Origin of the sequence: Paraburkholderia sp. (assembly GCF_024281035.1) — a bacterium.
Lineage (GTDB): Bacteria > Pseudomonadota > Gammaproteobacteria > Burkholderiales > Burkholderiaceae > Paraburkholderia.
The window spans coordinates 1-26,969 of the sequence record NZ_JAMXLH010000004.1 but is presented as its reverse complement, the minus strand read 5'-3'; the positions used below and the strand labels follow the sequence as shown (position 1 = coordinate 26,969).

Sequence of the window (26,969 nt, the reverse complement as noted above, 5' to 3'; positions counted from 1 at the left end):
GGGTTCCCTGAGCGTGTGCTCGAGTGCCGCCTGTGCGCGAGGTTAGTGAAGCACCACCGGTTGCTGCATGAGACTGTCGAACTGTCCGAGGAACTCGTCGACCTCGTCGAGCGACGGCTCTTCCTCAATGAGCTTTTGCACGTGCTCGCGAAAACTCGCCGCCAGCGCGCCTTCGATGAAGATCTCGCGGCGCGCGTTTTTGTCGACGATTTCATAGCCGCCCGAACTCATGACGACGTGCCCGTCTTGCGGCGGGAACTCGACAACGCAATAGTTCTGACTGTTGTAGATCATTTGCATGGCGACACTCCTTTTTTCCTGTGCTCCCTCGCATCCTTACCGGCATAAATGGAGCGTTCGTTCTGGAATTCAAGTGGGCCTGCATCACCACACTTCAGCCGCTCTTCAGTACTACTCGGCCTTTTCTTTCCGCCTTCTCCTGCTGCTCCCTCCTTCAGTCGTAGCTGTTAGACCGACTGCCGCAAAAACGTTTCAAGCAACGCCGTGAATCGATGCGATTCCTCTACAGGGGCCAGATGTGCCGCATCGAGGACCTCGAAACGCGCGCCCGCGATGGCCAGGGCGAGCGCCTGCGTAAGCGCAACCGGCGTGCCGCTGTCGTATCGTCCGGCGACTGCGAGCACGGGCATGCGCAGTTGCGCGAGCCGCTCGTGCACGTCGAATTCGCGTAGCGCCTCGCACGCCATTGCATAGCCTTCCGAAGCTGTGCGTAATAAAACGTCACAAATTTGCTCGACCGTGTCGCCGTGCATGCGGCGGAAATCGGGCGTGAACCAGCGCTCCATCGTCGCGCTCGCGAGCACCGCCGTGCCTTCGCGGCGCACGAGCGCGGCGCGCTCGGTCCACATCGTGTGCGCTTCGTGCGGCGTGCGGCTCGACGTGTCGCACAGCGTGAGCGAGAGCACGCGTGACGGATACTCGATTGCGAACTGTTGCGCGATCATGCCGCCCATCGACACGCCGACGAGGTGCGTCGTCGTTACGCTGTTTGCATCGAGGATCGCGCCGAGATCGGCGGCTAGCTGTGCGAAGCCGAACGCTTCGCGCGAAACGGCGCTCGCGCCGTGACCGCGCACGTCGTAGCGCAGCACGTTGTAGCGATGCCGGAAGTGACCGGCCAGCGCGTCCCACACAGTGAGATCGCCGCCGAGCTGATGCACGAACGTGAGCGAAGGACCGCCGCTGCGCGCGTCGAGGACGTAGTGCGTGTCGATGCCGTTGACGCTCACTTGCATGGTTTCCTCCTTCACGTTGCGGGGCAGGAAGTCAGGCGGTTTGCGAGGTGCTGCGTGAACGTCACGCTGGTGGAGCAACCCGCGCGCATCGAACATACGCGGGACGAATTGCGCTGCGGTGCTGAATGCGGTCCTCGAACCAGGGTTGAACGGCGTGCCTCGATCTTTTGTCTGCTCTTAGCTTCACGAAGGACAGCGCGCGAAGTGCCGCGGAGCGCTTCAGGGCGCTTCAGGATGCGCGGCTTCATGACGAACGGTGCACGAACGTTGCGGTCGATAAAGCTCGCTTTCAGTGAACCGAGTATGCGCTATTTCCCGCATGCTTGCCGGAACGTGGGCCGACTGGCGACGCGCGTTTGTGAGCGTGTGTTACCGGCTTGTTTTGCCCGGCGCGCTTGCGGGATTCACAAACTCAAGGCTGCGTGGGCGCTTCGCTGTCTGGCGGCTGCGGCGTCGTCGCGGCGGACGAGGGCGCAACCGGTTCTGATGCGGCGGGCGCGGGTGCAACCGGTTCGGATGCGGCGGGCGGTGCCGATGGTTCGGACGCCGTGTCGCCGGGCGCCGTGGCCGATGCGTCGGCTGGCGCCGTGTCCATCGCGGGCGCGGCGGCGCTGGCCGTGTCGCCGGCTACGTCGCCGGCTACGTCGCCGCTGCCGGGTTTGCTCGCTTCGTTCGATGCAGGCGACGCCAGCGCGCCGCGCCACAGCAACTCGAATTCGGTGCCGTTGGGTTCGGTCTGCACGAGCCGCACCGGCAGCCAGTCGAGCGACGGCGCGAGCCACACGTCGATGCGCCGCTTGTCGCCTTCGTGGCGCGGCAGCCGCATGAAGTGGCGGGCCGTCACGAAGCCGTGGTTCGTCTGCACGGTTTCGTCGCCGATCGTCGTCACGGGCCAGTCTTCGCCGCTATCGTTGTCGGCGACGTAGAACGCGCGCGTGACGCCGGGCTGGTACGTGCCTGGGTCGCCGCGAACGAGACTCGCGAGTTGCATGACCATGCTGAAGCGATCCTGTGCGCCGTCGGGCAACGCGAGCGAGTTCGGCGTGCGCGTGAACACGATCTGCTTGTCGTTGCGGTTGAAGACCGTCACGTCCGAGGGGCGATGGCCGCGCTTTTCGATGTACTGGTCCGGCGCGAGGCCGAACGCGTCCACACGACCGCGGCTCGTCCAGCTCAACGTACCCACGAACGGCAGCGGCACCGACACCACCATCTCGTAGTGCTGCGCGTCGCTCTTCCAGTGGATCGTGCCCGGCTGGTTGCGCACGCCGTTGTAGAACGTGTCGTACTGCAGGTCGCCCGAGGGCGGGACCGAGAACTTCACGCCATGCGATGCGCTCGCCGCGGGCGCCGACGGCGTATTGCCGTTGTCCGACGCGGCATTCGTACTGCCGCCCGGGCTGGCGCTTGCTGCTGCGCTGCTGGCGGCAGCGTCGTCGGACGGCGCGGTGGTGGCGGCTGCGCTCGATGCGGGCGGTTCGGCCGGGACCTTGGGATGCGGCCGGGGCGGTCGGTGCGGCCCAGGCGGCGTAATGGCATGGAGCGCATGCGCGTCGTGCGGCGTGTGGCGCACGCGGTGCGTGGCCGGTTTCGGCGCGGCGGCGGCTGTTGCGGGCGGTGCTTCGCGTTCGATGCGCGCGGGCTTGAGCAGCGCAACCTGAACCGGCACGTGCGCGGCGGACGCAGGCGGCGCCACATCGCGGTGCCGCTCGAACCACCCCACGGCGAGCCCGTGCAGGATCGCTACCGCGATGAATACCGCCACCCAGCGCCACGCGCGCGCGCTGCGCGGCTGGTCGGAGCCGGTTCGCTCGGGGCGGATCGGGGCGGTGGCGGTCGGCATCGGCTGGAATGGGGCGGTATAGGATGAACGTTACTGTGACATGGCGCGCTCGGGCCCGCTTGAGTCCTCTTGGGCCGGGCCGATTCACCATCGTAGAATACATTTCCTCCATCGTCATACGAACAACGCCCGCTTTTATGAAACTCGCCACGCTGAAGGACGGCACGCGCGACGGCCAATTGATCGTCGTCTCCCGCGACCTGCGCACCGCCGCCATCGCCGACACGATCGCGCCTACGCTGCAACGCGTGCTCGACGACTGGCGCTTTTACGCGCCGCAACTGCTCGATCTCTACGATGCGCTCAACCATGGCCGCGAGCGCAACAGCTTCAGTTTCGATGCGCGCAACTGCATGGCGCCGCTGCCGCGCGCCTATCAATGGGCGGACGGCTCGGCGTATGTGAACCACGTCGAACTCGTGCGCCGCGCGCGCGGCGCCGAAATGCCGCCCGAGTTCTGGACCGATCCGCTCATGTACCAGGGCGGCAGCGACGACTTCATCGGCCCCGCCGACGACATCGTGTGCGCGTCCGAAGCGTTCGGCATCGACTTCGAGGCCGAGGTGGCGGTGATCACCGGCGACGTGCCGATGGGCACCACGCCCGAGGGCGCGCTCAAGGCGGTGCGCCTCGTCACGCTCGCCAACGACGTGTCGTTGCGCCACCTGATTCCCGCGGAACTCGCGAAGGGTTTCGGCTTTTTCCAGAGCAAGCCGGCCACGTCGTTCGCGCCCGTCGCGGTGACGCCCGACGAACTCGGCGAGCACTGGCGCGAGGGCCGCGTGCATCTGCCGATGCTGGTTCACTGGAACGGGAAGAAGGTCGGCCAGCCCGACGCGGGCACGGACATGGTGTTCCACTTCGGCCAGCTGATCGCACACGCGGCGAAGACGCGCAATCTGCGTGCGGGCGCGATCGTCGGTTCGGGCACGGTCTCGAACAAGGACGCGAAGCGCGGCTACTGCTGCATCGCCGAAAAGCGCTGCCTCGAAACGATCGAGCACGGCGAAGCGAGCACGGAATTCATGAAGTTCGGCGATACGGTGAAGATCGAGATGCTCGACGCGGCAGGCAAGTCGATTTTCGGTGCGATCGACCAGGCGGTCGCGCCGCTGCATGAAGCGGCATGAGCGTGGCTTAAAAGTCGTCAGCCATCCGAAGCAAGGAGAACCCGCGCATGAACGATCCCTTCTACGCCCGCTATCGCGCCCTGCGTGTGCAGCGGCACGAGCACGGCATCGTCGAAATCGTGATGAGCGGCGAAGGCGCGAACAAGAGCGCGCTCGCGACCGCGAACGCCGACATGCACCGCGAACTCGCGCAAATCTGGCGCGACGTGGACCGCGATCCCGATGCGCGCGTTGCGCTGATCCGCGGCGAGGGCAAGGGTTTTTCGGCGGGCGGCGATCTGCAGCTCGTCGAGGACATGGCCACGCATTTCGACGTGCGCGCGCGCGTGTGGCGCGAGGCGCGCGACCTCGTCTACAACGTGATCAATTGCAGCAAACCGGTCGTTTCGGCGATGCACGGCCCGGCCGTGGGCGCGGGGCTTGTCGCGGGCCTGCTCGCCGACATCTCGATTGCGGCGAAGACCGCGCGCATCATCGACGGTCATACGCGCCTGGGCGTCGCCGCGGGCGATCATGCGGCGATCGTGTGGCCGTTGCTGTGCGGCATGGCGAAGGCGAAGTACTACCTGCTGCTGTGCGAGCCGGTGAGCGGCGAGGAGGCGGAGCGCATCGGCCTCGTCTCGCTGGCGGTCGACGAAAGCGACCTGCTGCCGAAGGCGTTCGAGGTGGCTGCGCGGCTCGCGAACGGCTCGCAGACCGCCGTGCGCTGGACCAAATACGCGCTCAACAACTGGCTGCGCATGGCCGGACCGACTTTCGACACGTCGCTCGCGCTCGAATTCATGGGCTTCGCGGGGCCGGATGTGCACGAGGGCGTGAAGTCGCTGCGCGAGCGGCGCGCGCCGGATTTTCCCGGGGGCGATCCGTTCGGCGATCCTTCTGCCGACCTGTTCGGCCCTTGATGTCCGCTCAACGTCGACAACGTCCACAACGTCAATAAAGGGCAGGCTGGCGGACGCGGGCGCGGGGCATCGCGCACGGCACGGTCTGCGGGGTATGATCGGACACCAGTGTTCTCACTTGACCTCCAACCGTGCGAGGAGATCCGCATGACCGACCCAGCAGGCTCAGTGCCGCCGTTCCCGGGCTTCCCCGGTTTCCCGCCCGCCGAAATGCTCGATCGCATGTGGGGGATGATGCGCCTCACGCCCTTCGGCAGCGCGTTTCCGGGCAGCGAGCCGGGCATGGCGCAGGGCTTCGGGCCGTCGCTGTCGATGATGTCCGACATGATGGCCCCGCTCACCAATATCGAAGAACTGGACAAGCGCATCACCGATCTGCGCGCCGTCGAGCAATGGCTCAAGCTGAACCTGAGCATGCTGCAGTCGTCGATCCAGGCGCTCGAAGTGCAGCGCGCCACGCTCTCGACGCTGCGCGCGTTCGGCGCGTTCGCGCAGTCGCAGATGTCGCCGTCCTCGTCGTCCTCCTCGTCGGAGAGCGCCTCGTCGCACGCGTCGGCGAACACTTCGGCGCACGCCGGTGCGAAGGCCGCGCCCGAGCCGCCGCCCGCGGCCGAGGCGGCCGGAGAGGACGGCGCACAGCCGCCGGGCTTCGACGCCTCCGCGTGGTGGAACATGCTCCAGTCGCAATTCAATCAGCTTGCGCAGTTCGCCATGACGCAGCCCGCGGCTGCGGCCGAGGCTGCTCAGGAAGCCGCTACGGCAGCCGCGACGGCAGCCGCCACGGCGGCGGCGCAGGCGAGCGCGGACGCCGCCGCCAAGCCCGCGGCGAAGCGCAGCGCGGGCAAGACGTCCGCGCCGCGCGGCACGAAGAAGGCGCCGGTGCAGCCCGAGTGAGGCGCGCGGCGCACGGTTGAACCTGCGCGAGAGCGCACACGGGGAGCGTCGGCATCATGCGGCTTGCGCTCGTGATGATGGGCGGAGGCGCACGCGCGGCCTACCAGGCCGGCGCGCTGCGCGCCCTTGCCGAGCTTGCGCAGGAAGCCGCGCCCGAGCGCCGCGAGATGCCGTTCACGGTCATCTGCGGCACCTCGGCCGGGGCGATCAACGCGACGTCGATCGCCAGTCACGCGGACCATTTCGCGCAGGGCGCGGCGCGCCTCGTCGACGTCTGGTCGAACATCACCGCCGATCAGGTCTATCGCACGGACTGGCCAGGCGTCGCCGCAGCGGGCGCGCGCTGGCTCGCGGCGCTCGCGTTCGGCTGGGCCACGTTCGGCTTCGCGGCGCGCCGCATGCCGCGCACGCTGCTCGACAACGGGCCGCTCGAACACCTGCTCGCGCGCACGATGAACTTTCACCGCATCGAGCAGATGCTCGACGAGCGGCGTCTGCACGCGCTCGCCGTCACGGCGATCAGTTATTCGTCGGGGCGGCATCTGACCTTTTATCAGGCCAGCGAGCCGATCAGCGCCTGGCGCCGCGCCCAGCGCACGGCGCGCATGGTGGCGCTCACGCCCGCGCATCTGCTCGCGTCGGCGTCGATTCCGTATGTGTTTCCCGCCGTGCGACTCGAACTCGACGGCCGCCACGAATATTTCGGCGACGGTTCGATTCGCCAGATCGCGCCGCTCAGTCCCGCCATTCACTTCGGCGCACGGCGCATCGTCGTGATCGGTGCCGGCGCGCCGTCGCCCGAGGTGCCCGCCGCGCGCCCCGACATCGACGTCTATCCGTCGCTCGCGCAGATCGGCCAGCAGGTGCTCGCGAGCGTGTTCCTCGATTCGCTCGGCGCCGATATCGAGCGCCTCGAGCACATCAACCGGGTGGTGCTGCAGCTGCCGCACACGGTCGAACCCGAGAGCGCCTGGCATCACGTCGACGTCCTGACGATCGCGCCGCGCAGGCGCATCGAATTGATCGCCGCGCGGCATCTGCTGGAATTGCCCGCGTCGGTGCGCATGCTGCTGGGCGCCGTGGGCGGCAATCGCGCTTCGGGGGCCGCATTCGCGAGCTACCTCCTGTTCGAGCGGGCGTTTACCTGCGAACTGATTGAACTCGGCTATCAGGACACGCTCGCGCAGCGCGAGGTGCTATTGACCTGGCTCAAACCTCCTGCAGGTGGCGAACCGGTCCGCCCAGAGGCTGCGCGCCGGGGCTGAAAGGTCTGCATGCTATGCTGATGTAAGGTTTTTCGGCTGTTTTGGACGTTGTTTGGCGTGATTTTGTCCACTTCGCGCCCACTTCATACTGGAAGCCGGGTGTGTTCTGGACACGACAGACGGCAGTGGTGCGGCAATATGTCGCATGGTGTTTGCAGCAGCGGCTGGCCGGGTGTCAAACAAGGGTGTCAGGCAAGCCCGGCGACGTGAACGATGCCCGGCGGATGCACCGGCAGCGGGGTTTCAGGAATGGTGTCTGCGTCCAGGGTCGACGCGCAGGCTCGACAGCGAACCTTTCATCCGGACATCGCGGATCGCCTTGCGGCAGGCGCGAGACTGCTGCGGCGCGCGTCTGGGCGGCCGATTACCGCGTAAAATCGAAAGCTTTCGCCTGCGCGCCGCGTGATTCAACGCAGCGCGCGGCACGCTACGAAATCGTCATGCGCACGTCATGCGCAGATCAGGGGCGGGACTATGAACACGATGCTTTATCCGGAACTTTACAAATCGCTCGAATCGGTCCGATGGGACATGGAGAAGGACATTCCCTGGGACAAATTCGACGCGTCGCTCCTCACCGACGAGCAGGCCCAAACAATCAAGATGAACGCCATCACGGAATGGTCGGCGCTGCCGGCCACCGAGATGTTCCTGCGCGACAACCATGACGACAGCGACTTTTCCGCGTTCATGAGCGTGTGGTTCTTCGAGGAGCAAAAGCATGCGCTCGTGCTGATGGAGTACCTGCGCCGCTTCAGGCCGGAACTCGTGCCGACCGAAGACGAACTGCACGCGGTGCGCTTCGAGTTCGATCCGGCGCCGCCGCTCGAAACGCTGATGCTGCACTTCTGCGGTGAAATCCGCCTGAACCACTGGTATCGCCGCGCTGCCGAATGGCACACGGAGCCGGTCATCAAGGCCATCTACGAAACCATCTCGCGCGACGAAGCGCGCCACGGCGGCGCCTACCTGCGCTACATGAAGAAGGCGCTCACGAACTTCGGCGATGCCGCACGCGCGGCGTTCGCGAAGATCGGCGTGCTGATGGCCTCGGCGCGCCGCACCGACAAGCCGCTGCACCCGACCAACCTGCACGTGAACCAGTCGCTCTTCCCGCGCGATACGGTGCAGTCGCGTCTGCCCGATCCGGAATGGCTCGAGCGCTGGCTCGACGAGCAGATCCGCTTCGACGACGGCTGGGAAAAGAAGGTCATCGAGCGTATCCTCCACAACCTGTCGATCCTGTTCGAGCGCACGTTCACCACGGCGCAGGAACTGAACCGCTATCGCAAGGAAGTGACGTTGCGCCTGCAGGCCGAACAAGGCACGGGGCAACAACCCGCCTGACGCCCGACCATGCGCCGCCGCCCGGCCCGGCCGGCGTGCGGCGCGAATTCACGACGGCCCGGCACGTTAGCGCGCCGGGCCGTTTCCGTTGGCCTTTCCGGTCGGCCTTTCTCGTTGGCCTTTCTTTATCGAGTTCTCTTCGATGCCCGCATCCTTCGAACGCAAGATCACGACGCGCGAGGCGCTCGCGCAACTGCGCCCGACGCTCGTCGCGCCGGTGGTTTTCACCAACGGCGTCTTCGACATCCTTCATCGCGGCCACGTGACCTATCTCGCCGACGCGAAGGCGCTGGGCGCGACGCTGATTGTCGGCGTGAATAGCGATGCATCGGTGCGCATGCTCGGCAAGGGCGACGACCGGCCGATCAACACGGAAAACGATCGCATGGCGCTGCTCGCGGCGCTGGAGAGCGTGGACTGGGTCGTGTGTTTCGGCGAGCGCACGCCGGTCGAACTGATTGGGGCGCTGCGCCCCGACGTGCTCGTGAAGGGCGGCGACTACGATATGGACGCGCTACCCGAATCGGCGCTCGTGCGCGGCTGGGGCGGAACGGCGCTCGCGATTCCGTTCGAGCACGATCGCTCGACGACGAAGCTGCTCAAGAAGGTGCGCGCGCAGCAAGACTGAGCGCCGCACGCAAAGGGTATGTGCACCGCGTGCGCTGACTGCGCGCATTGCGCCGCTTATTGCGAAAGTGAAGAGGCTTCCACGGGCGGTTCCGCAATGGGGCCGCCCACCAGCGGCACATCGAGCGATTCGGACGCCAGGATCGGCCGCACGGTGAGCCGTTCGGGATGGATCTGCCGGTTCAGCGGGTGGCTCACGCGCATGCCCGACGCGGGCGTCGGGCCGAATACGCCGGAAATTGCCGCGAACGCGGCGAGGTTGGCAAGAATCAGGATGGCGATCAGCCAGCGCAGCATCGTGTGAGGCTCCGTCGATATCGTTAATCAGCGCGCCGCGCGGGTCGCGCGCGGCGCTCGTTTCTTCGCTTTTTCCCTTCGCTTGTTTCTTTCGACGCCCGGCGCTCAGGCTTGCGCCGCGATCAGCGCAAGGCCCGCGAGCACAAGCGCATCGTGCCGAGTATGCGGCACCTTGAGCGCCGCTGTCACTTCGGCTGCCGCGCCGCCGCTCACCACCAGCCGCACCGGAGCATGCCACGCGTGCTCCAGGTCCGCCCACGCGCGCTCGATCAGCGCCGCCTGCGCGAGCGCACAGCCCGCCGCGATCGAGCGCTTCGTATCGGTGGCGAACGGCAGGCCGTGCTGCGCGTCATTTGCGCCGCTGCTGCTGTTACCACTGCTGTCACCAACCGTCGGCCCGCCCGCAGCGCGCGCATCGAGCGCATTGAGCACCGGCAACTGCGCGGTGTGCTCGCCGAGCGAGCGCATCATCAGCGACCAGCCCGGCGCGATCAGTCCGCCGACGAAGGTGCCGTCCGCACGCAATGCCTCCAGCGTCGTGGCCGTCCCGAGCGTCGCGATCAGGAGCGGCTCGTCCGGAAACGCTGCACGTGCGCCGATCATGCCGGCCCAGCGGTCGCTGCCGAGCGCATCGGGCGTCGTGTAGCCATTGGTCACGCCGCATTGCTGCGCGCGTGCGCGAATCACCGTGCGCGGCAGACCCGGCCATTGCGCCTCGATGAGCGCGTCGATCCGCTGCGCAACGGCATCGCCCGCAACATTCGAGATCCACGCGCTGGCGGGCGCAGGCAGATTCGACCAGCCCGGAAGCGACTGCACGTCGCCCTGCACGTTGTCCTGCAGGCTGTCGTGGCTCGCCGCGCCTGCATGCGCGAGCACGCCCGCAGCATCGGCGACAGCCCACTTGATCCGGCTATTGCCCGCATCGATGAGCAAATACGGCGGCTGATTCGATGAACGACTCGGCGAACGATCCGGCGAACGACTCGGCGCGCGCTTCATGCGCCGCCGTCCGCGATCCGCAGCGAGATATCGCCGGTCGTGACGGCTTCGCGGCCCTGCGCGGTATCGACAAGCAACTGACCGCGCTCGTCCACGCCAACCGCCACGCCGCGCATCAGTTCCTTGCCCTGCTCGAACAGCACCACCTCGCGGCCCGCATATGCGTGGCACGCGTTCCAGCGCGCCTGAAACGGCGCGAAGCCCGACTGGCCGAAGCGTTGCAGCGCGGATTCGAGGGCGTTGAGTTCGGCGGCGAGCGTGTCGGTCAGGTTCGCGTTCGGCCACACGCGCGAGAGCGCCGTGGGCGTCGTGCCCGGCACGGGCGGCGCGTCGGCGCTCGCGTTCAGCGCGCGGACTTTCGCGGCGAGATTGTCGGCGCCGCGCACATTCGTGCCGATGCCGATCACGACCGCCGTCGCGCTCGGCGTGCTCCACGCGGTCTCGACAAGGATGCCGACCAGCTTGTCGCCTTCGAGCAGCACGTCGTTCGGCCACTTGAGCGCGATCTGGCCGGGCGCGGCGACGGGCAGCGTGCGCAGACCGTCGACGAGCGCCGAACCGATTGCGAGACTCAGGCCCGCGAGGCCCTCGATCGGACGCGGCAGCACGCACGCGAGCGAGAACAGCAGCGCGTCGCCGGGCTGCGCGACCCAACTGCGTCCGCGCCGGCCACGCCCTGCGGTCTGCAGGTAGGCGACGCGCACGATCGGCCGTGCGAGCGCGTTGCGCCGCTGCGGCAGTGCCTTCAGGCGCGTCATCAGATCGGCGTTGGTCGAGCCGGTTTCCTCGACGATCTCGATGGGCCAGTCGTGGGCAGCCGGGCCGAACAGCCTGACCGCGCGCTCGCGGTCGATGCGCCAGTCGTCGGCGGGCGGGGTCGCGGGGGTAGCGGGGGAAGGGGGCTTCGCGTTCATGAGCGGTATTGTAGTAGGTGGCGCCGCCGCGGAACCGTTCCAGCCGGGCGGCGAGCGTGTAGATAGAGAGCACCCCGGGAGAGCACCCCGGGAAAGCCCCTCGGCCCTGTGCGCTGCGACCGCCGAAAGGGGGCGCGTTCGCTACAATGATTGTTCACCTTCTCCCGTCATTTCGACGACCTTGACTCAAGAGACGCCGCCCGGCCTCGACATCGCGGCCGGTACCCACGGAAAGATCGTTCGCCTCTCCGGCCAGTGGACCGCGCTCGCCCTTGCGCGCGATCGCGAACTGGGCGGCGCCGCGGTGCGCCTGCGCGCGCTCGCCAAAGAGCACGTCGGCCAATGGGATCTCTCGCGCGTCGATCACATGGATCACGTCGGCGGCCAGGCGCTCTGGCGTGTCTGGGGGCACAAGCTGCCGCCCGACCTCGTCGCGCTCACCGACACCCAGCGCGACATCTTCAACCGGATCGCGCTGCTCGACTCGGTGCGCGAACCGGTGGAGAAGGTGATCCGCGTCGATCCGGTCACGCAGTTCGGCCTCGGGATCTTCTCGTTCCTCGATCACCTCTACGGCGGCATCGGCATGCTCGGGCGCGTGGTCCTCGACCTGCTGCGCGTATTGCGCCGGCCAAAGATCATGCCGTGGATCGAGATCTCCTCGAACATCTACAACGCCGGTGCGCGCGCGCTGCCGATCACGGCACTCGTCGCGTTCCTGATCGGCATCGTGCTGTCGTATCTGTCCGCGCAGCAATTGCGGCTCTTCGGCGCGAACCAGTACATCGTCAACATCCTCGGCCTCGCCGTGATCCGCGAACTCGGGCCGGTGCTGGCCGCGATTCTCGTGGCGGGGCGCTCGGGCTCGGCCATCACCGCGCAGATCGGCGTGATGCGCGTGACCGAGGAACTCGACGCCATGCGCGTCATGGGCATCTCGCACGGACTGCGCCTGATTTTGCCGCGCGTCGTGGCGCTCGGCGTCGCGATGCCGCTGCTCGTCATCTGGACCGACATCATCGCGCTCCTCGGCGGCGCGCTCTCGGCGAGCCTCGTGCTCGGCATCGACATGTCGTACTTCGCGCGGTCGCTGCCGAGCGTCGTGCCGATGGCGAACCTGTGGATCGGCCTCGGCAAGGGCGTGGCGTTCGGCATGCTCATTGCGCTCGTCGGCTGTCACTTCGGCTTTCGCATCAAGGCGAATTCGCAAAGCCTCGGCGAGGGCACGACGACGTCGGTCGTCACGTCGATCACGATCGTCATCCTCGCCGATGCCGTCTTCGCGATCCTGTTCCAGAACGTGGGGCTCTCATGAGCACGCCGCTCAAGGAGGCCGTGCGCGATCTGCCGCTGCCCGCCATCGGCGAGCCGGTGATCGAGGTGCACAACCTCACCAAGCGCTACGGCCGCAACATCGTGCACCAGCATCTGAATCTCGATATCCGGCGCGGCGAGATCGTGACGATCGTCGGCGGCTCGGGCTCGGGCAAGACGACGCTCGTGCGGCAGATCCTCGGGCTCGAAAAGCCGAACTCGGGCACGATCCATATGTTCGGCGAGGACCTCGCGAAGGTCGGCGCCGAAGACATGCGCCTCATGCGCACGCGCACGGGCATGCTGTTCCAGCACGGCGCGCTTTTTTCGTCGCTGACAGTATTCGACAACATCGCGCAGCCGGTGCGCGAGCTGGGCAAGGTGCCCGCCGACCTGCTGCGTGACATCGTGATGCTCAAGCTGGAAATGGTGGGGCTGCCGTGCAAGCACGCGTCGAAGATGCCGGCGGCGCTTTCGGGCGGGATGGTCAAGCGCGTGGGCCTCGCGCGCGCGATCGTGCTCGAACCCGAACTGCTGTTTCTCGACGAACCGACGGCGGGGCTCGACCCGCGCTCGTCGGACGAAGTGGTGGATCTGATCAGCACGCTGCACCGCGCGCTCGGGCTCACGGTCGTGCTGGTCACGCACGACCTCGATGCGATGGTCGCGCTCTCCACGCGCGTGGCGGTGCTCGCCGAGCGGCGCGTGCTGATTGCGGCGCCGGTGGAAGAAGTGGCGGGCGTGGATGACCCGTTCATTCGCGAATATTTTCTGGGCATGCGCGGACGGCGCGCGTTGCAGGCGCTGCCGCCCGAGCGCCGCGCGAAGCTGCCGCGCGCCGCGCTCGCGCCGGCGTTCGGCTCGATGGGAGGCGGTCCATGCTGACGCGGTGTGCAGCCGGGTATGCGGCTGAATGCGCGGCTGAATACGCGGCTGAGTACGCAATACGTAGCGCGGCCTGGCTGGCAGCCGCCGCCAACGAAGGAATCTGACGATGGAAAACAAACCGCATGCGTTCTGGGCCGGGTTGTTCACGATCGGCCTGCTGGTCGTGATCGCGCTGGTGGTGTTCTTCTTCAGCGCCGACCACGTCGTGCGTGTGCCGTACGACCTGATTTCGCACTCGAACGTGACGGGCCTCTCCCCGGACGCGGCCGTGCGCTATCGCGGTCTCGACGTCGGCAAGGTGCGCTCGATCAGCTTCGATCCGCACAAGCCGGGGCAGATCGTGATCCGCATCCTCGTCGACCAGAAGGCGCCGATCACGCACTCGACGTTCGGCACGCTCGCGCTGCAGGGCGTGACGGGCATTGCGTTCGTGCAGCTCGACGATACGGGGCAAGACCTGTCGCCGCTGCATTCTTCGGCGGCGCACGTTGCGCAACTGCCGTTGCACCCGGGCCTGCTCGACCAGTTGCAACGGCGCGGCGAGGCGCTCGTTCGCAAGCTCGATAGCGTCGCCGACGACCTCGACGCACTGCTGTCCGAGCCGAATCGCCAGCAGATGATGGCGACCGTCACGAGCCTGCAGCAGGCCGCCGACAGCGCGAACACGCTCGCGAAGCAGCTCGAGCCGACGACGCGCCGCCTGCCCGCGACGGTCGCCGACCTGCAGCGCACGCTGCAGTCGACGAACCAGCTGATCCAGAACGTGAACCGCCCGGACGGCCCGTTCCAGACGAACCTGAACAAGGCCGGCACGGCGGCGGAGCGGGCGGGCACGGCGCTGCAGTCGATGAACGCGTCGATTGACGATTTGTCCGCGCGCCTCGGCTACGACACGCTGCCGCGCGTGAATTCGCTGACCGACGACGTGCGCTCGGCGATGCGCTCGGTGGACCGCGCGGCGGGCACGTTCAGCACGAGTCCGACCAGCCTGCTGTTCGGCGGCGCACCGCTGCCCACGCCGGGGCCGGGCGAGCCGGGCTTCGCGTGGCCCGCGGCCGCGGGCGGAAAGTGATGTGGAAAGTGACGTAACACGCGGCGCAACACGAGGCGCAAAACGAGGCGCAGCCGTATGACCTCGGATGCATGAAGCGCGTCCCCGCACGACCCAGAAGGAATTGCAATGTCACGCTCGATCTTCTCTCGCCGCGCCGCCCTGACGGCACTCGTGGCGCTCGCCGCCGCCGCGCTCGTCGCGGCCTGTGCGGGCCGTGCGTCCGCGCTCAACGAGAGCCGCTACGATCTCGGCCCGGTATCCATGACGCCGGCGGCGGGCGCACTGCCGCCGCTCAAGGTGCTCGAAGTGAGCGCGCCGCCGCCGCTCGACAACGACGGCATCCTCTATCGCCTGAGCACCGATGCGCAGCGCACGGGGCGCTACGCGCACAGCCGCTGGACGATGTCGCCCGCGCGTCTGCTCACGATGCGCCTGCGCACCTCGCTCGGCGCGCACGCGACGGTGCTCTCGGGCGCCGACGCCGTGCAGGCGCCGATGCTCAAGGTCGAACTCGACGAGTTCGAGCAGGTGTTCAGCAGCGCGACCGAAAGCTTCGGCGTGCTCACCGCGCGCGCGACGCTGATTCAGGGCGGCAAGGTGGTCGCGCAGCGCGCGTTCGTCGCGCGCGTACCGGCCAGTTCGCCCGATGCCGCTGGCGGCGTGCGTGCGCTCGCGGCGGCGAGCGACGATTTCGTGGGCCAGGTCGGCGCGTGGCTGGGCACCCAGCAACTGGCCGATTCACCATGACGAATGCCGTGACGTCGCGGCGCGCCGGCGGCCGCGCGCGAGCGGCCCGGGCGCGCGCAGGAGCGATCCCGCCGCGCTCGCTATAATCTTCGGCATCCGCTACGCCGCACGCCTTCGCGCGCCACACCCGGTCACCGCATGTCAGACCAGGCCAAACCCGGCCACGCGGACGTGCGTCACGCCCCGCGCGGCCCGCGCCGCGTTCTCCTCGCTATTCCACACTTCGCCACGCGACCCCACGCCATGACCGATTCGTTCTACAAGTACCACGTCTTTTTCTGCCTGAACCAGCGCGAGCCCGGCGCCGAGCGCCCGTGCTGCGCGAACTGCGGCGCCCAGTCGATGCAGGAATACGCGAAAAAACGCGTGAAGGAACTGGGCCTGGCCGGCCCGGGGAAGGTGCGCATCAACAAGGCGGGCTGTCTCGACCGCTGCGAAGAGGGTCCGACGATCGTCGTGTACCCGGAGGGCACGTGGTACACCTACGTCGACGAGACCGACATCGAGGAAATCGTCGTCTCGCATCTGCAGAACGGCCAGGTGGTCGAGCGCCTGAAGATCGACCGCTGAGGACTGCCGCACGATGAATGCACAGACTCAGAAGTTCACCATCGGCGGACCGGCCGGACCAATCGAATGCGCGCTCGACCGCCCCGATGCGGGCAAGCCGGTGCGCGGCATCGCGCTCGTCGCGCACCCGCATCCGCTCTTCGGCGGCACGATGGACAACAAGGTCGCGCAGACGCTCGCTCGCACGCTCGTGCAGCTCGGCTACACGACATACCGCTCGAATTTTCGCGGCGTAGGCGCGAGCGCGGGCACGCACGACAACGGCATCGGCGAGCAGGACGACCTGCTCGAACTCATCGCGTACATGCGCGCGCAACCGGGCCAGGCCGACGTGCCGCTCGTGCTCGCAGGCTTCTCGTTCGGCACCTTCGTGCTGTCGCATGTCGCGAAGCGCTACGTCGAAGCGGGCGGCGCGATCGAGCGCATGGTGTTCGTCGGCACGGCGGCGAGCCGCTGGGAGGTCGCGCCGGTGCCCGACACCACGCTCGTCGTGCACGGCGAACTCGACGACACCGTGCCGATCCTCTCCGTCTTCGAATGGGCGCGCCCGCAGGAACTGCCCGTGGTCGTGATTCCGGGGGCGGAACATTTCCTGCACCGCAAGCTTCACATCCTCAAGCGCATCATCGTCGAGGCCTGGCGCTAGGCGTTCGCCTTCTGCCCGCTTGTTCCCCGCTCGCTGCCCGCCGTCCGCAATCGTCCCCGTTTTTTCCTGGCGACCCGCGCGCTCGCGCGGGTTTGCCGCGGACCGGTTTCGCCCGGTTCGTGTTGATACGCGTCCGCAAAAACGTCGCGCCCGCCGCGCGAAAAAAACTCACGACAGGTCTGCGCAGAAGCGGTTTTCGCACAAAAATGCCGCAACGCCGCGCGTATAATGGCCGTTCTTTTTGTGGATGTCTCGGCCCGCGGTTCGCCGCGCTCGGGCGCCGTGTGACCCGCTTGTGCGCACTCTGCGCCGCGCGCGAACCTTCTTGCTGCGCAGCCGGTCCAACGCTCGCCTTTTGCGCCGGCTTCGCGGTGTCGCGCATCCGCTCACCGGCACTCCCAACCTGTGCGCCGCATGGCGCGCAACGTTCATCCAGCCCGACACGAACCTATGCGTTTTCTCTCCTCCGGCCAATCGTCTTCCTTCGCTTTCGTTTCCCCTTCGCTCGTTCGTAACGTCACGCTCGGCGCCCTGTTGCCGGCGTCGCTGCTTGCGTCGGCCAGCGCCTTCGCGCAGGTGCCGCCGCCCGCGGTGAACGCGCGCTCGTGGGTGCTCGTCGACGCCACGGCGAACCAGGTCCTCGCTTCGGGCAACCCCGACGAGCGCGCCGAACCGGCGTCGCTCACCAAGCTGATGACGGCCTACCTCGTGTTCGAGGCGCTGCAGTCGAAGAAGATCTCGATGGACCAGGTCGTCATGCCGAGCGAAGGCGTGCGCCGTGTGAAAACCGACGAATCGCGCATGTTCATCGAGCCGAACAAGCCGGTCTCCGTGCACGACCTCGTGTACGGCATGATCGTGCAGTCGGGCAACGACGCGGCCATCGCGCTCGCCGAACTGGTCGGCGGCTCCGAGCCGAACTTCGTGAACATGATGAACGCCGAGGCGCAGAAGCTCGGCATGGCGCACACGCACTTCGCCGACGTGAACGGCATGCCCGATCCGCAGCACTACACGACGGCCGGCGACCTCGCGACGCTCTCGACCCACCTGATCCGCGACTATCCCGAGTACTACGGCATCTTCTCGGTCAAGGAATTCAAGTACAACAACATCAAGCAGCCGAACCGCAACCGCCTGCTGTGGATCGATCCGACCGTCGACGGTCTGAAGACCGGCCACACCCAGGCTGCGGGCTACTGCCTGATCGCGTCGGCGAAGCGTCCGCTGGCCGACGGCGGCGCGCGCCGTCTCGTCTCGGTGATGATGGGCGAGAACAAGGAGCACGACCGCGTCGAGGACAGCATGAAGATGCTGAACTACGGCTATTCCGCTTACGACAGCACGCGTATCTATAAGGCGAACCAGGCGATCGCGACGCCGCGCGTGTTCAAGGGCCAGGCGGATTCGGTATCGGTCGGCGTGAAGAAGGACGAGTACGTGACGCTGCCGAAGGGCGCCGTCAGCAACGCGAAGCCGCAGCTCGAACTCACGAGCCCGCTGATCGCGCCGATCGCGGACGGTCAGCAGGTCGGCACGGCGAAGTTCGTCGGCGCCGACGGCAAGGTGCTCGCGCAGGTTCCGGTGGTCGCGCTCCATACGGTGCCGCAGGCCGGCGTCGTGGGCCGCGTGTGGGATTCGCTGATGCTCATGGTCAGCAAGAAGTAAGCGGCGGGGAATGAGCGCTCACTCGCTGACGCTCGACGGCCGCGCCGTCGGCGGCGGCAAGCCGGTGCCGGTTTGTGCGGCGCTCTGCGTGGCGAACTACGTGGCGTACCAGCGCGCGAAGGCGCGGGCGGCCATCGAGGCGCTCGCGCCGCGCAATCAGACTATCGCGGCTGCATCGCTGCAAGGAGTGGAAAAATGAACGAGGCGCAGAACGCCAGTCCGAAAGAATCGCTGATCAAGTTTCCGTGCGACTTCCCGATCAAGGTGATGGGCAAGACGCACCCGGAATTCGAGCAGACCATCGCGATGGTGATCCGCACGTTCGATAACGGGTTCGACGCAACCGCAATTGAAGTGCGTCCGTCGAGCGGCGGCAATTACACCGGCCTCACGGTGACGGTGCGCGTGACGAGCCAGACGCATCTGGACGATATCTACCGCGCGCTCACGGGTCATCCGATGGTGAAGATCGTGCTGTAACCGCGCGCATCGTGTTGTTGAAACAAGGGCCGCCCTGGGCGGCCCTTGTTGCGTTTACCGCTTTCCGTACGTGTTCAGGCTCCGCTCACGGCATCTCGCCGGACCGCTCGCGCCACGCAGCGGCGGCGGCCGTCATCAACGGACCGGCTTCGCACGCATCCTCATAGAGCCGCCGAAAGCGCGCGACTTCATCGAAGACCCAGTCGCGGAACGCCTGCACGCGCTCGGTTTGCATGCGCTGCGGCGTGCAGATGAAGTAGTAGCGCCACGGGCTCGGGCCGTCGATGTCCTTGAAAAGCCGCACGAGGCGCCCGAGCGTGATCTCGTGCATCGCGAGCGAGCGCCGCACGAGCGCGACGCCCTGGCCGTCCATCGCGGCTTGCAGCAGGTTCGACGAATCCTGATAGAGCACGCCGCGTTTGGGCTCCGGTACATCGGCGAGGCCCGCCGCGTCGAACCACGGCCGCCAGAGTTCGTCGTCCGAGCGCAGCAGCGGCAGGTCGGCCAGCTCGTGCGGATCGGAGGGCAGCTTGCCGCCGCGGAAATGGGGCGAGCAGGCCGGAAAGTAGATCTCGTCGAGCAGCAGCTCCGCATGCAGGCCTGGATAGTGGCCGTAGCCGAAACGGATCGCCACGTCGACATCGTCGCGCGCGAAATCGGTGAGCTGGTTCGTCGATTGCAGTTCGACGTCCCACTGCGGATGCGCCTCGATAAAGCGGCCGATGCGCGGCGTGACCCAACGCGCGGCGAACGACGAGAGCATCGACACCACGAGGCGCCGCTCGCGGTCGCCCGCGCGGATCTCCTGGGTGGCGCGGGCGAGCTGCGAGAGTGCGTCGTGCACCTGGGCGGCGTAGCGGCGGCCGGTTTCGGTGAGGCGCACGCGCTTGCCGTCGCGCGCGAAGAGGGCGACGCCGAGTTCGGTTTCGAGCGCGCGGATTTGATGGCTGACCGCGCCGTGCGTGACGAAGAGTTCGTCGGCGGCGCGCGAAAAGCTTTCGTGACGGGCGGCGGCCTCGAACGCCTTCAGGGCGTTCAGCGCCGGAAGCTGGCGGAGATCCATCGTAGTTTTTCTCACATAGCCGTGAAAATTGATCGTTTTGCCCAAACCCTTGATGTGTCTACGATTGTAGCCATTGATGCAGCACCGTCGGAGGCAGAAATGAGAGAGATTTCCTCGGATATCACGTTTGAAGTACCCAACGGGCAGGTCGCGTCGGTGCGTGTGGCGCGCAGCACGCGGATCACGGTGCGCTGCGGCGCGGTCTGGCTCACGCGCAGCGACGACACGGCCGACTACTGGCTCGAACCGGGCCACACGGTGCGGCTGCGGCGCGGCGAGCGCCTGTGGATCGGCGCGGAAGGCGGCCAGCCCGCGTGGGTGGCGTTCGCTTCGCCCGCGAACGTGCGCGAGCAGGTGGTCGACGCGGTGACGCGCGCCGCAGCCCGCTTCGGCGTGCACGCGGGCGACGGCTGGCGCACGATCTGAGGTCTTGCGGCAGGGCGGCGCGCGGTGGGCAACGCCGCGCGCCCGCCGGGTTCGCCGCCTGATCGTTGCTTCTGCGTTGCTTCTGCGTTGCTTCATCGTTGCTTCGGTGTTCCTGCAACGCTACCTCACCGGCCCCATTTTGATGTCGGGCGCGGGCGCGCCGATTTCGGTAAACTCCCGAAACCATGTGCGCCACCCCGGTTTCATCTCTGCCCCTCCAATCCGACTCCGATATGCCGGAGCCGGTCTCACCAGCGAATCCCGCGCCCGTCACATCTAGCGTGTCCATCGCGCCCATCGTGCTGCGCTGGCGCGGCGTCGAGCCGTATCAGACGAGCTTCGACGCCATGCGCGAGTTCACCGCCGCCCGCAGCGACGAGACGCCCGACGAAATCTGGCTCGTCGAGCATCCGCCGGTTTTCACGCTGGGCCAGGCGGGCAAGCCCGAGCATCTCCTTATCGCCGACAGTGGTATCCCGCTCGTGCAGATCGACCGGGGCGGCCAGATCACGTATCACGGCCCGGGCCAGGTGGTCGCCTATCTGCTGCTCGATCTTCGCCGCCGCAGGCTGATGGTGCGCGAGCTGGTCACGCTCATCGAGGAGTCCGTCATCCAAACCCTGGCGGCGTATAATCTCGCGGGTATTCGCAAGGCCGGCGCGCCCGGAATATACGTACCGGAAGGAGCGCCGGGCGCGAGCGCCGCGCACGTCGGCGCGAAGGTCGCCGCGCTTGGCCTCAAGATCCGCAACGGCTGCAGCTATCACGGCGTGAGCCTGAACGTGTCGATGGACCTGAGCCCGTTCCTTGCGATCAATCCGTGTGGTTATGCGGGCCTCGAAACCGTCGATATGGCAACGCTTGGCGTCGCCGCGAGCTGGCGCGACGTGGCTGCAACGCTCGCTGCGCGGCTCGAAGCGAATTTCGGCGGGCATGCGCTCACGCATCTCGCTCCCACTCTTTCGGTGGCCGAAGCGGCTGCCACAGACCCGGCAGCCGAAGCGGCCGCTGTGGACCCGGCCGCGCAGGCGGCCTCAGGCGGACAACCGCCGCAATCGCAGGCCGGCGACGCACCCGCTGCCTGAATGGATCGACAGAATGACTGACGCAACGCCCACCTCCGGCGCGAACGCCGCAGACAAACCTGCTACCGACGCCGCTCCGTACGACGCCACCGTGAAACAGAAGGCGCAGGCCAAGACCGCGCGCATTCCGATCAAGATCATCCCCGTCGAGAAGCTCAAGAAGCCCGAGTGGATCCGCGTGAAGGCGGCCACCGGCAATTCGCGCTTCTACGAGATCAAGAACATTCTGCGCGAGCACAACCTGAACACGGTGTGCGAAGAGGCGAGCTGCCCGAACATCGGCGAATGCTTCGGCCACGGCACCGCGACGTTCATGATCATGGGCGACAAGTGCACGCGCCGCTGCCCGTTCTGCGACGTCGGCCACGGCCGTCCCGATCCGCTCGACCAGGAAGAACCGGGCAAGCTCGCGCGCGCGATCGCCGCGCTCAAGCTCAAGTACGTCGTGATCACGAGCGTCGACCGCGACGACCTGCGTGACGGCGGCGCCGGCCATTTCGTCGAATGCATCCGCCAGGTGCGCGAGCATTCGCCGCTCACGCGCATCGAAATCCTCACGCCTGATTTCCGCGGCCGTCTGGAGCGCGCGCTCGAAGTCCTGAACACCGCGCCGCCCGACGTGATGAACCACAACCTCGAAACGGTGCCGCGCCTCTACAAGGAAGCGCGCCCGGGTGCGGATTACGCCCACTCGCTCAAGCTCCTGAAGGACTTCAAGGCGCAGCATCCCAATGTCGCGACGAAGTCGGGCCTGATGGTGGGTCTCGGCGAAACCACCGAAGAACTGCTTCAGGTGATGCGCGACCTGCGCGCGCACGACGTCGAAATGCTGACGATCGGCCAGTATCTGCAGCCTTCGGAGCACCACCTGCCGGTGCGCGCGTATGTGCATCCCGACACGTTCAAGATGTTCGAGGAAGAGGCGTACAAGATGGGCTTCACGCACGCCGCCGTTGGCGCGATGGTGCGTTCGAGCTATCACGCCGATCTGCAGGCGAAGGGCGCAGGCGTCGTCTGATCGAAAGGCACCGTGAAAGCCGTGCCGAAAGCATCGGGTCAGCCGCGTGCAGGCAGCGCGGCTCATCCTTCGCTCATTCTCCGCTCATGCTCCGAATAGCCCGCTAAACGCGGGCTTTTTTGCGCCTATGCGCGGCGCGCTAGCGGTGCACGATATGCCTTTGCGTACGGAATCTGTATCGATGACACCTGCCCTCGCCTCGTCACGCTTCGCGCGGCGTGTAGTGGACTCGCTGGCCTCACTGGCCGTGGCTGTCGCGCTGGTCGCGACGGTTGCGACGTTCGGTGCGGGCGTTGCACATGCCGCCGACGCCCGGCACGAAGTCGTGATCGCCTGCCAGGATCTGGTGTTGCCGTGGCGCTATGCGCAGGCGACGGGCCTCGTCGAAAAGGCAACCGGCTACAAGGTCACTTATCGCAAGTTCGCAAGCGGCGCGGAGGTGATCCGTGCGCTCGCATCGGGTTCCGCGCAACTCGGCGAAGCGGGATCGAGCCCGATTGCGGCGGGGCTGTCGCAGGGCGTCGATATTTCGCTCTTCTGGATCCTCGACAACATCAACGACGCCGAAGCGCTCGTCGCACGCAACGGCTCCGGCATCACGAGCGTGGCCGCGCTCAAGGGCAAGACGGTCGGCGTGCCGTTCGTGTCGACGTCGCATTTCCATACGCTCGTCGCGCTCGAACACGCAGGCGTCAATCCCGCCGACGTGAAGATCGTCAACCTGCGCCCGCCCGAAGTCGCGGCGGCCTGGCAGCGCGGCGACATCGACGCGACCTGGATCTGGGATCCGGTGCTCGCGCAGGTGAAAAAGAACGGCCGCGTGCTGATCACGTCGGGGCAGGTAGCGAAGGCGACGGGCAAGGCGACCTTCGACGGCTTCGTCGCCGATCGCCGCTTCGCGAAGGACAACGCCGATTTCATGGCGAAGTTCGTGAGCGTGCTCGCCGCCGCCGATGCCGATTACCGCGCCCATCGTGCCCATGGCGCCGCATGGACCGCCGCGTCGCCGCAGGTCGCAGCCATTGCGAAAGCGTCCGGCGCGAACCCGCAGGATGTGCCCGCGAGCCTCGCGCTCTACGCCTTCCCGACGCCAGCGGAGCAGGCCTCGACAGCGTGGCTCGGCGGCGGCGCGCAGTCGGGTGCGGCGCAGTCGCTCCTTGCCACCGCAACGTTCCTCAAGGCGCAGGGTGCGATCCAGAACGTGCTGCCCGATTATTCGGCGGGCGTCGATCCGCAGTTCGTGCAGCGCGTTCCGGCGCATTGAATGCGACGTCACGGCCACCAACGCACCGCACCATGAGTTCGCTCGAAATCCGCAACCTGAGTGTCGTCTACGAAGGCGCGACGCGCGGCGCGCAGCGCACCATCGCGCTCGCGCATGTCGATCTCGCGGTCGAGGCCGGTGAGTTCGTCGTGGTGCTCGGCGCGTCGGGATGCGGCAAGACCACGCTGCTCAACTGCATCGCAGGCTTCATCGAACCGACGCACGGCGAAGTGTGCGTGAACGGCGCGCGCGTGACGGGAGCGGGTGCCGATCGCGGCGTCGTGTTCCAGAAGCATGCGCTGATGCCGTGGCTCGACGTGCTCGACAACGTCGCACTCGGGCCGCGCTTTCAGCGCGTGCCGAAGGCCGAGCGCGAACGCATCGCCCGCGAGCAGCTTGCGCGCGTGGGGCTCGATGCGCATGCGCGCTCGCGCGTCTACGCGCTCTCGGGCGGCATGCAGCAGCGCGTGGGACTCGCGCGCGCGCTCGCGAGCGATCCGCAGATGCTGCTGATGGACGAGCCGATGGGCGCACTCGACGCGATGACGCGCGAGTCGATCCAGGAACTCGTGCTCGACCTCTGGGGCCGCACGAAGAAGACGGTGTTCTTCATCACGCACGACGTCGAGGAAGCGCTCTTTCTCGCGACGCGCGTGATCGTGATGACGCCGGGGCCGGGCCGCATCGAACATGAATACGCGCTGCCGTTCTCCCGGCGCTATCTGGAGACGCGCGATGCGCGCGCGGTGAAGTCGTCGGCGGCGTTCATCGAGTGGCGCGAGCGGCTGATCCGTCTGCTGCACGCACGCTCGGGCGCGACTGGCGCGGTCATGAGGGGGAACGGATGAGCGTGCCTCAGGAATCGATGCATGACGCCGTGCTGGAAGCGCCTGCACAACAGCCGCTCGCCGCACCGCGCGCCGACAAACGTAGCGAAATGCGCGCCACCAAGCGCACGAAAGTCTGGCGCATGCCCGGCGAAGGCTCGACGGCGGCGCTTTCCGCCGCATCCGTCGCGGGCTTTGCGCTCCTCTGGTGGCTCGCGACGCATCTGCACTGGGTGCCGCCGCTCTTTCTGCCGACGCCCGAAGCCGTCTGGCGTGCGTTCGTGGACGCCTGGCAGGGCCGTATCGAAGGCGGCTTGCCGCTCTCCGAGCATCTCGCCTGGAGCGTGCTGCGCGTGTTCGGCGCGTTCGCGCTCGCGGCGGCGACGGCGATTCCCGTCGGCATCCTGATGGGCGTTTCGCGCGTCGCGCGCGGGCTGCTCGATCCGCCGCTGGAGTTCTACCGCCCGCTGCCGCCGCTCGCGTATCTGCCGCTCGTCGTGATCTGGTTCGGCATCGACGAGACCGCGAAGATCGTCGTCATCTTTCTCGCCTGCTTCGCGCCGATCGCCATGGCCGCGCGCGCTGGCGCGAGAAGCGCCACGGTCGAGCAGATCCGCGCGGCCAGCTCGCTTGGCGGCAGCTTCTGGCAGATCGTGCGCTTCGTCGTGTTGCCCGCCGCGCTGCCGGAGATCCTCACCGGTCTGCGCATCGCGATCGGCTTCGGCTGGACGACGCTCGTCGCCGCCGAGATGGTCGCCGCGACCGCAGGCCTCGGCCAGATGGTGCTCAATGCGTCGAGCTTCCTGCGCACCGACGTCGTCGTCATGGGCATCGTGCTGATCGGCCTCCTTGCCTGGGGCTTCGATCTCGGCATGCGCGCGCTGGAGCGGCGTCTCGTGCCGTGGAAGGGGCGCGGCTGAAGCTTACGGAAGGCGTGCGGAAATCCATACGCCACCCGCGCCGAATTCTGGAAATCCGGATTCCCCGCCGCTCGGCCGACGTAAAAATCAAAGTAAATCAATGGCTTGGCGACGCCAGCCGTCTGGCACCAACCTTGCAATGCTTCGTGCATGGCCACCCAGGCCTCACAACTACAGCAAGGAGACAGTCGATGCCCGATACCCCCGCCGAATTCCGCTGATTCCCCCCGTTCTGTTGCGGCACGCGTCGCACGAACGCCGCCCGGATCTCCCATTCGCGCCGCCCGCTCGCGTTCGGCCATTGGCTTACTTTTGCATGCAGGAAAAACCGTGAAGAAACCCCTCCACAAAGTGCTCTACGTCCAGGTGATCCTCGCGATCGTCGTGGGCATCATCCTCGGCCACTACTCGCCGGCGCTCGCCGTCGACATGAAGCCGCTCGGCGAAGCCTTCATCAAGCTGATCAAGATGGTGATCGGCCCGATCATCTTCTGTACCGTCGTGACCGGCATCGCCGGCATGGAAGACATGAAGAAGGTCGGCCGCGTGGGCGGCAAGGCGCTGCTCTACTTCGAGATCGTCTCGACCTTCGCGCTCCTGCTCGGTCTGATCGCCACGCACGTGCTCAAGCCGGGCGCGGGCTTCAACGTCGACGTGAAGACGCTCGATGCCAAGTCGGTCGCTTCGTTCGCCGAAAAGGCGCACGGCACGAGTTCGGTCGACTTCCTGATGCACATCATTCCCGACACGATCTCCTCGGCGTTCGCGCAAGGCGAGATCCTGCAGATCCTGCTGATCGCGATGCTGTTCGGCGCGGTGCTCACGCAGATCGGCGAGCGCGGCCGCGTCGTGACCGAGTTCATCGAAGGCATCTCGAACGTGCTGTTCGGCGTCGTCAAGATCATCACGAAGCTCGCACCCATCGGCGCGTTCGGCGCGATGGCGTTCACCATCGGCAAGTACGGCGTGGGCTCGCTGATCCCGATGCTCAAGCTGATCGGCACGTTCTACCTCACGTCCATCGTGTTCGTGCTCGTGGTGCTCGGCACGATTGCGCGCTTCGTCGGCTTCTCGATCGTGCGCTTCGTGGCGTACATCAAGGAAGAGATGCTGATCGTGCTCGGCACGAGCTCCTCGGAATCGGCGCTGCCGCAGCTCATGCAGAAGCTCGAGCGTCTGGGCTGCTCGCGCTCGGTGGTGGGCCTCGTCGTGCCGACCGGCTATTCGTTCAACCTCGACGGCACCAACATCTACATGACGATGGCCGTGCTGTTCATCGCCCAGGCCACCAACACCGACCTCACGCTCACGCAGCAGCTCACGCTGCTCGCCGTGACGATGCTGACCTCGAAGGGCGCGAGCGGCGTGACCGGCGCGGGCTTCATCACGCTGGCGGCCACGCTCGCCGTGGTGCCGACCATTCCGCTCTCGGGCATGGTGCTGATCCTCGGCATCGACCGCTTCATGAGCGAGTGCCGTGCGCTGACCAACATCGTCGGCAACGGCGTGGCGACGGTCGTGG

At 67.0% G+C, this 26,969-nt stretch carries 29 protein-coding genes; 22 read left to right on the top strand and 7 right to left on the bottom strand.

The features are described 5' to 3' along the window. Positions 1–42 precede the first annotated feature (42 nt). The 3 genes from Q0L30_RS00520 to Q0L30_RS00510 form a co-directional block, all read right to left on the bottom strand. Complete coding sequence (locus Q0L30_RS00520) at positions 43–300, bottom strand: DUF3567 domain-containing protein (protein WP_296649782.1); 258 nt, start codon at positions 298–300, stop codon at positions 43–45. Between the two features lie 167 nt (positions 301–467). Next, positions 468–1,256, bottom strand: a complete 789-nt coding sequence (locus Q0L30_RS00515) for an alpha/beta fold hydrolase (RefSeq protein WP_296649780.1) — start codon at positions 1,254–1,256, stop codon at positions 468–470. Positions 1,257–1,668: 412 nt separating this feature from the next. Continuing rightward, positions 1,669–3,099 carry a DUF3108 domain-containing protein gene (locus tag Q0L30_RS00510; RefSeq protein ID WP_296649779.1) on the bottom strand — a complete coding sequence of 477 codons (1,431 nt, stop codon included), beginning with the start codon at positions 3,097–3,099 and terminating at the stop codon, positions 1,669–1,671. A 137-nt stretch (positions 3,100–3,236) separates the two neighbouring features. Between Q0L30_RS00510 and Q0L30_RS00505 the strand changes: the two genes are divergently transcribed. The 6 genes from Q0L30_RS00505 to rfaE2 all read left to right on the top strand — a co-directional run bounded on the left by Q0L30_RS00505 (position 3,237) and on the right by rfaE2 (position 9,265). Continuing rightward, positions 3,237–4,229, top strand: a complete 993-nt coding sequence (locus Q0L30_RS00505) for a fumarylacetoacetate hydrolase family protein (protein WP_296649776.1) — start codon at positions 3,237–3,239, stop codon at positions 4,227–4,229. A gap of 47 nt (positions 4,230–4,276) precedes the next feature. Then, the gene (locus tag Q0L30_RS00500) at positions 4,277–5,131 is read left to right on the top strand and encodes an enoyl-CoA hydratase/isomerase family protein (protein ID WP_296649775.1); all 855 of its coding nucleotides are present in this window, start codon (positions 4,277–4,279) and stop codon (positions 5,129–5,131) included. 147 nt (positions 5,132–5,278) lie between these two features. Beyond that, positions 5,279–6,025, top strand: a complete 747-nt coding sequence (locus Q0L30_RS00495; protein WP_296649773.1) for a PhaM family polyhydroxyalkanoate granule multifunctional regulatory protein — start codon at positions 5,279–5,281, stop codon at positions 6,023–6,025. 56 nt (positions 6,026–6,081) lie between these two features. Continuing rightward, on the top strand, positions 6,082–7,290 hold the full coding sequence (locus tag Q0L30_RS00490; protein WP_296649770.1) for a patatin-like phospholipase family protein: 1,209 nt from the start codon (positions 6,082–6,084) through the stop codon (positions 7,288–7,290). A gap of 474 nt (positions 7,291–7,764) precedes the next feature. Then, a complete protein-coding gene (locus tag Q0L30_RS00485; protein ID WP_296649769.1) occupies positions 7,765–8,637 on the top strand; it encodes a ferritin-like domain-containing protein in 873 nt (290 codons plus the stop codon). A 142-nt stretch (positions 8,638–8,779) separates the two neighbouring features. Beyond that, positions 8,780–9,265, top strand: coding sequence for a D-glycero-beta-D-manno-heptose 1-phosphate adenylyltransferase (rfaE2, locus tag Q0L30_RS00480; RefSeq protein ID WP_296649767.1), 486 nt, complete (start codon positions 8,780–8,782; stop codon positions 9,263–9,265). Positions 9,266–9,321: 56 nt separating this feature from the next. Here the strand turns inward: rfaE2 and Q0L30_RS00475 are convergent, their stop codons facing one another. From Q0L30_RS00475 to Q0L30_RS00465, 3 genes are all read right to left on the bottom strand, one after another. Beyond that, positions 9,322–9,561 (bottom strand): hypothetical protein, encoded by a 240-nt coding sequence (locus tag Q0L30_RS00475; RefSeq protein ID WP_296649764.1) that lies wholly within the window; start codon positions 9,559–9,561, stop codon positions 9,322–9,324. A 105-nt stretch (positions 9,562–9,666) separates the two neighbouring features. Further along, complete coding sequence (locus Q0L30_RS00470) at positions 9,667–10,563, bottom strand: type III pantothenate kinase (RefSeq protein WP_296649762.1); 897 nt, start codon at positions 10,561–10,563, stop codon at positions 9,667–9,669. Beyond that, on the bottom strand, positions 10,560–11,477 hold the full coding sequence (locus tag Q0L30_RS00465) for a biotin--[acetyl-CoA-carboxylase] ligase (RefSeq protein WP_296649760.1): 918 nt from the start codon (positions 11,475–11,477) through the stop codon (positions 10,560–10,562). The genes Q0L30_RS00470 and Q0L30_RS00465 overlap by 4 nt, the downstream gene beginning before the upstream one ends. A gap of 181 nt (positions 11,478–11,658) precedes the next feature. On the opposite strand from Q0L30_RS00465, the gene Q0L30_RS00460 reads away from it, so the two are divergent. From Q0L30_RS00460 to Q0L30_RS00420, 9 genes are all read left to right on the top strand, one after another. Continuing rightward, positions 11,659–12,792, top strand: a complete 1,134-nt coding sequence (locus tag Q0L30_RS00460) for an ABC transporter permease (protein WP_296649758.1) — start codon at positions 11,659–11,661, stop codon at positions 12,790–12,792. After that, positions 12,789–13,676 carry an ABC transporter ATP-binding protein gene (locus Q0L30_RS00455; protein WP_296649756.1) on the top strand — a complete coding sequence of 296 codons (888 nt, stop codon included), beginning with the start codon at positions 12,789–12,791 and terminating at the stop codon, positions 13,674–13,676. The genes Q0L30_RS00460 and Q0L30_RS00455 overlap by 4 nt, the downstream gene beginning before the upstream one ends. A gap of 109 nt (positions 13,677–13,785) precedes the next feature. Continuing rightward, entirely contained in the window at positions 13,786–14,751 is a 966-nt protein-coding gene (locus Q0L30_RS00450; RefSeq protein ID WP_296649754.1) for an MlaD family protein, read from the top strand. A 108-nt stretch (positions 14,752–14,859) separates the two neighbouring features. Next, a complete protein-coding gene (locus Q0L30_RS00445) occupies positions 14,860–15,480 on the top strand; it encodes an ABC-type transport auxiliary lipoprotein family protein (RefSeq protein WP_296649752.1) in 621 nt (206 codons plus the stop codon). Positions 15,481–15,723: 243 nt separating this feature from the next. Continuing rightward, entirely contained in the window at positions 15,724–16,050 is a 327-nt protein-coding gene (locus Q0L30_RS00440) for a (2Fe-2S) ferredoxin domain-containing protein (protein ID WP_296649750.1), read from the top strand. Between the two features lie 13 nt (positions 16,051–16,063). Then, positions 16,064–16,696: an alpha/beta fold hydrolase gene (locus Q0L30_RS00435; RefSeq protein WP_296649748.1), complete on the top strand. Its 633-nt coding sequence runs from the start codon at positions 16,064–16,066 to the stop codon at positions 16,694–16,696. Positions 16,697–17,146: 450 nt separating this feature from the next. Continuing rightward, the gene (locus Q0L30_RS00430; protein ID WP_296649747.1) at positions 17,147–18,364 is read left to right on the top strand and encodes a D-alanyl-D-alanine carboxypeptidase family protein; all 1,218 of its coding nucleotides are present in this window, start codon (positions 17,147–17,149) and stop codon (positions 18,362–18,364) included. A 10-nt stretch (positions 18,365–18,374) separates the two neighbouring features. Further along, complete coding sequence (locus Q0L30_RS00425; RefSeq protein WP_296649745.1) at positions 18,375–18,563, top strand: hypothetical protein; 189 nt, start codon at positions 18,375–18,377, stop codon at positions 18,561–18,563. Beyond that, positions 18,560–18,844, top strand: a complete 285-nt coding sequence (locus Q0L30_RS00420; protein WP_296649744.1) for a DUF493 family protein — start codon at positions 18,560–18,562, stop codon at positions 18,842–18,844. Before Q0L30_RS00425 ends, Q0L30_RS00420 begins: the two co-directional genes overlap by 4 nt. 85 nt (positions 18,845–18,929) lie before the next feature. On the opposite strand, the gene Q0L30_RS00415 is transcribed toward Q0L30_RS00420, so the two are convergent. Beyond that, positions 18,930–19,907, bottom strand: a complete 978-nt coding sequence (locus tag Q0L30_RS00415; RefSeq protein WP_296649742.1) for a transcriptional regulator GcvA — start codon at positions 19,905–19,907, stop codon at positions 18,930–18,932. A 99-nt stretch (positions 19,908–20,006) separates the two neighbouring features. On the opposite strand from Q0L30_RS00415, the gene Q0L30_RS00410 reads away from it, so the two are divergent. From Q0L30_RS00410 to Q0L30_RS00380, 7 genes are all read left to right on the top strand, one after another. Beyond that, the gene (locus tag Q0L30_RS00410; RefSeq protein WP_296649740.1) at positions 20,007–20,333 is read left to right on the top strand and encodes a DUF2917 domain-containing protein; all 327 of its coding nucleotides are present in this window, start codon (positions 20,007–20,009) and stop codon (positions 20,331–20,333) included. 233 nt (positions 20,334–20,566) lie between these two features. Beyond that, the gene (gene lipB / locus Q0L30_RS00405; protein WP_296649738.1) at positions 20,567–21,418 is read left to right on the top strand and encodes a lipoyl(octanoyl) transferase LipB; all 852 of its coding nucleotides are present in this window, start codon (positions 20,567–20,569) and stop codon (positions 21,416–21,418) included. A 13-nt stretch (positions 21,419–21,431) separates the two neighbouring features. Beyond that, positions 21,432–22,436, top strand: a complete 1,005-nt coding sequence (lipA, locus tag Q0L30_RS00400) for a lipoyl synthase (RefSeq protein ID WP_296649736.1) — start codon at positions 21,432–21,434, stop codon at positions 22,434–22,436. A 181-nt stretch (positions 22,437–22,617) separates the two neighbouring features. Further along, entirely contained in the window at positions 22,618–23,700 is a 1,083-nt protein-coding gene (gene tauA, locus Q0L30_RS00395) for a taurine ABC transporter substrate-binding protein (protein WP_296649734.1), read from the top strand. Positions 23,701–23,732: 32 nt separating this feature from the next. Continuing rightward, positions 23,733–24,548 carry a taurine ABC transporter ATP-binding protein gene (locus Q0L30_RS00390; RefSeq protein ID WP_296649732.1) on the top strand — a complete coding sequence of 272 codons (816 nt, stop codon included), beginning with the start codon at positions 23,733–23,735 and terminating at the stop codon, positions 24,546–24,548. Positions 24,549–24,637: 89 nt separating this feature from the next. Then, a complete protein-coding gene (locus Q0L30_RS00385; protein ID WP_296649964.1) occupies positions 24,638–25,447 on the top strand; it encodes an ABC transporter permease subunit in 810 nt (269 codons plus the stop codon). Between the two features lie 330 nt (positions 25,448–25,777). After that, positions 25,778–26,969, top strand: a 1,192-nt coding sequence (locus tag Q0L30_RS00380; protein WP_296649730.1) for a dicarboxylate/amino acid:cation symporter, incomplete at its 3' end; no start/stop codon positions are given.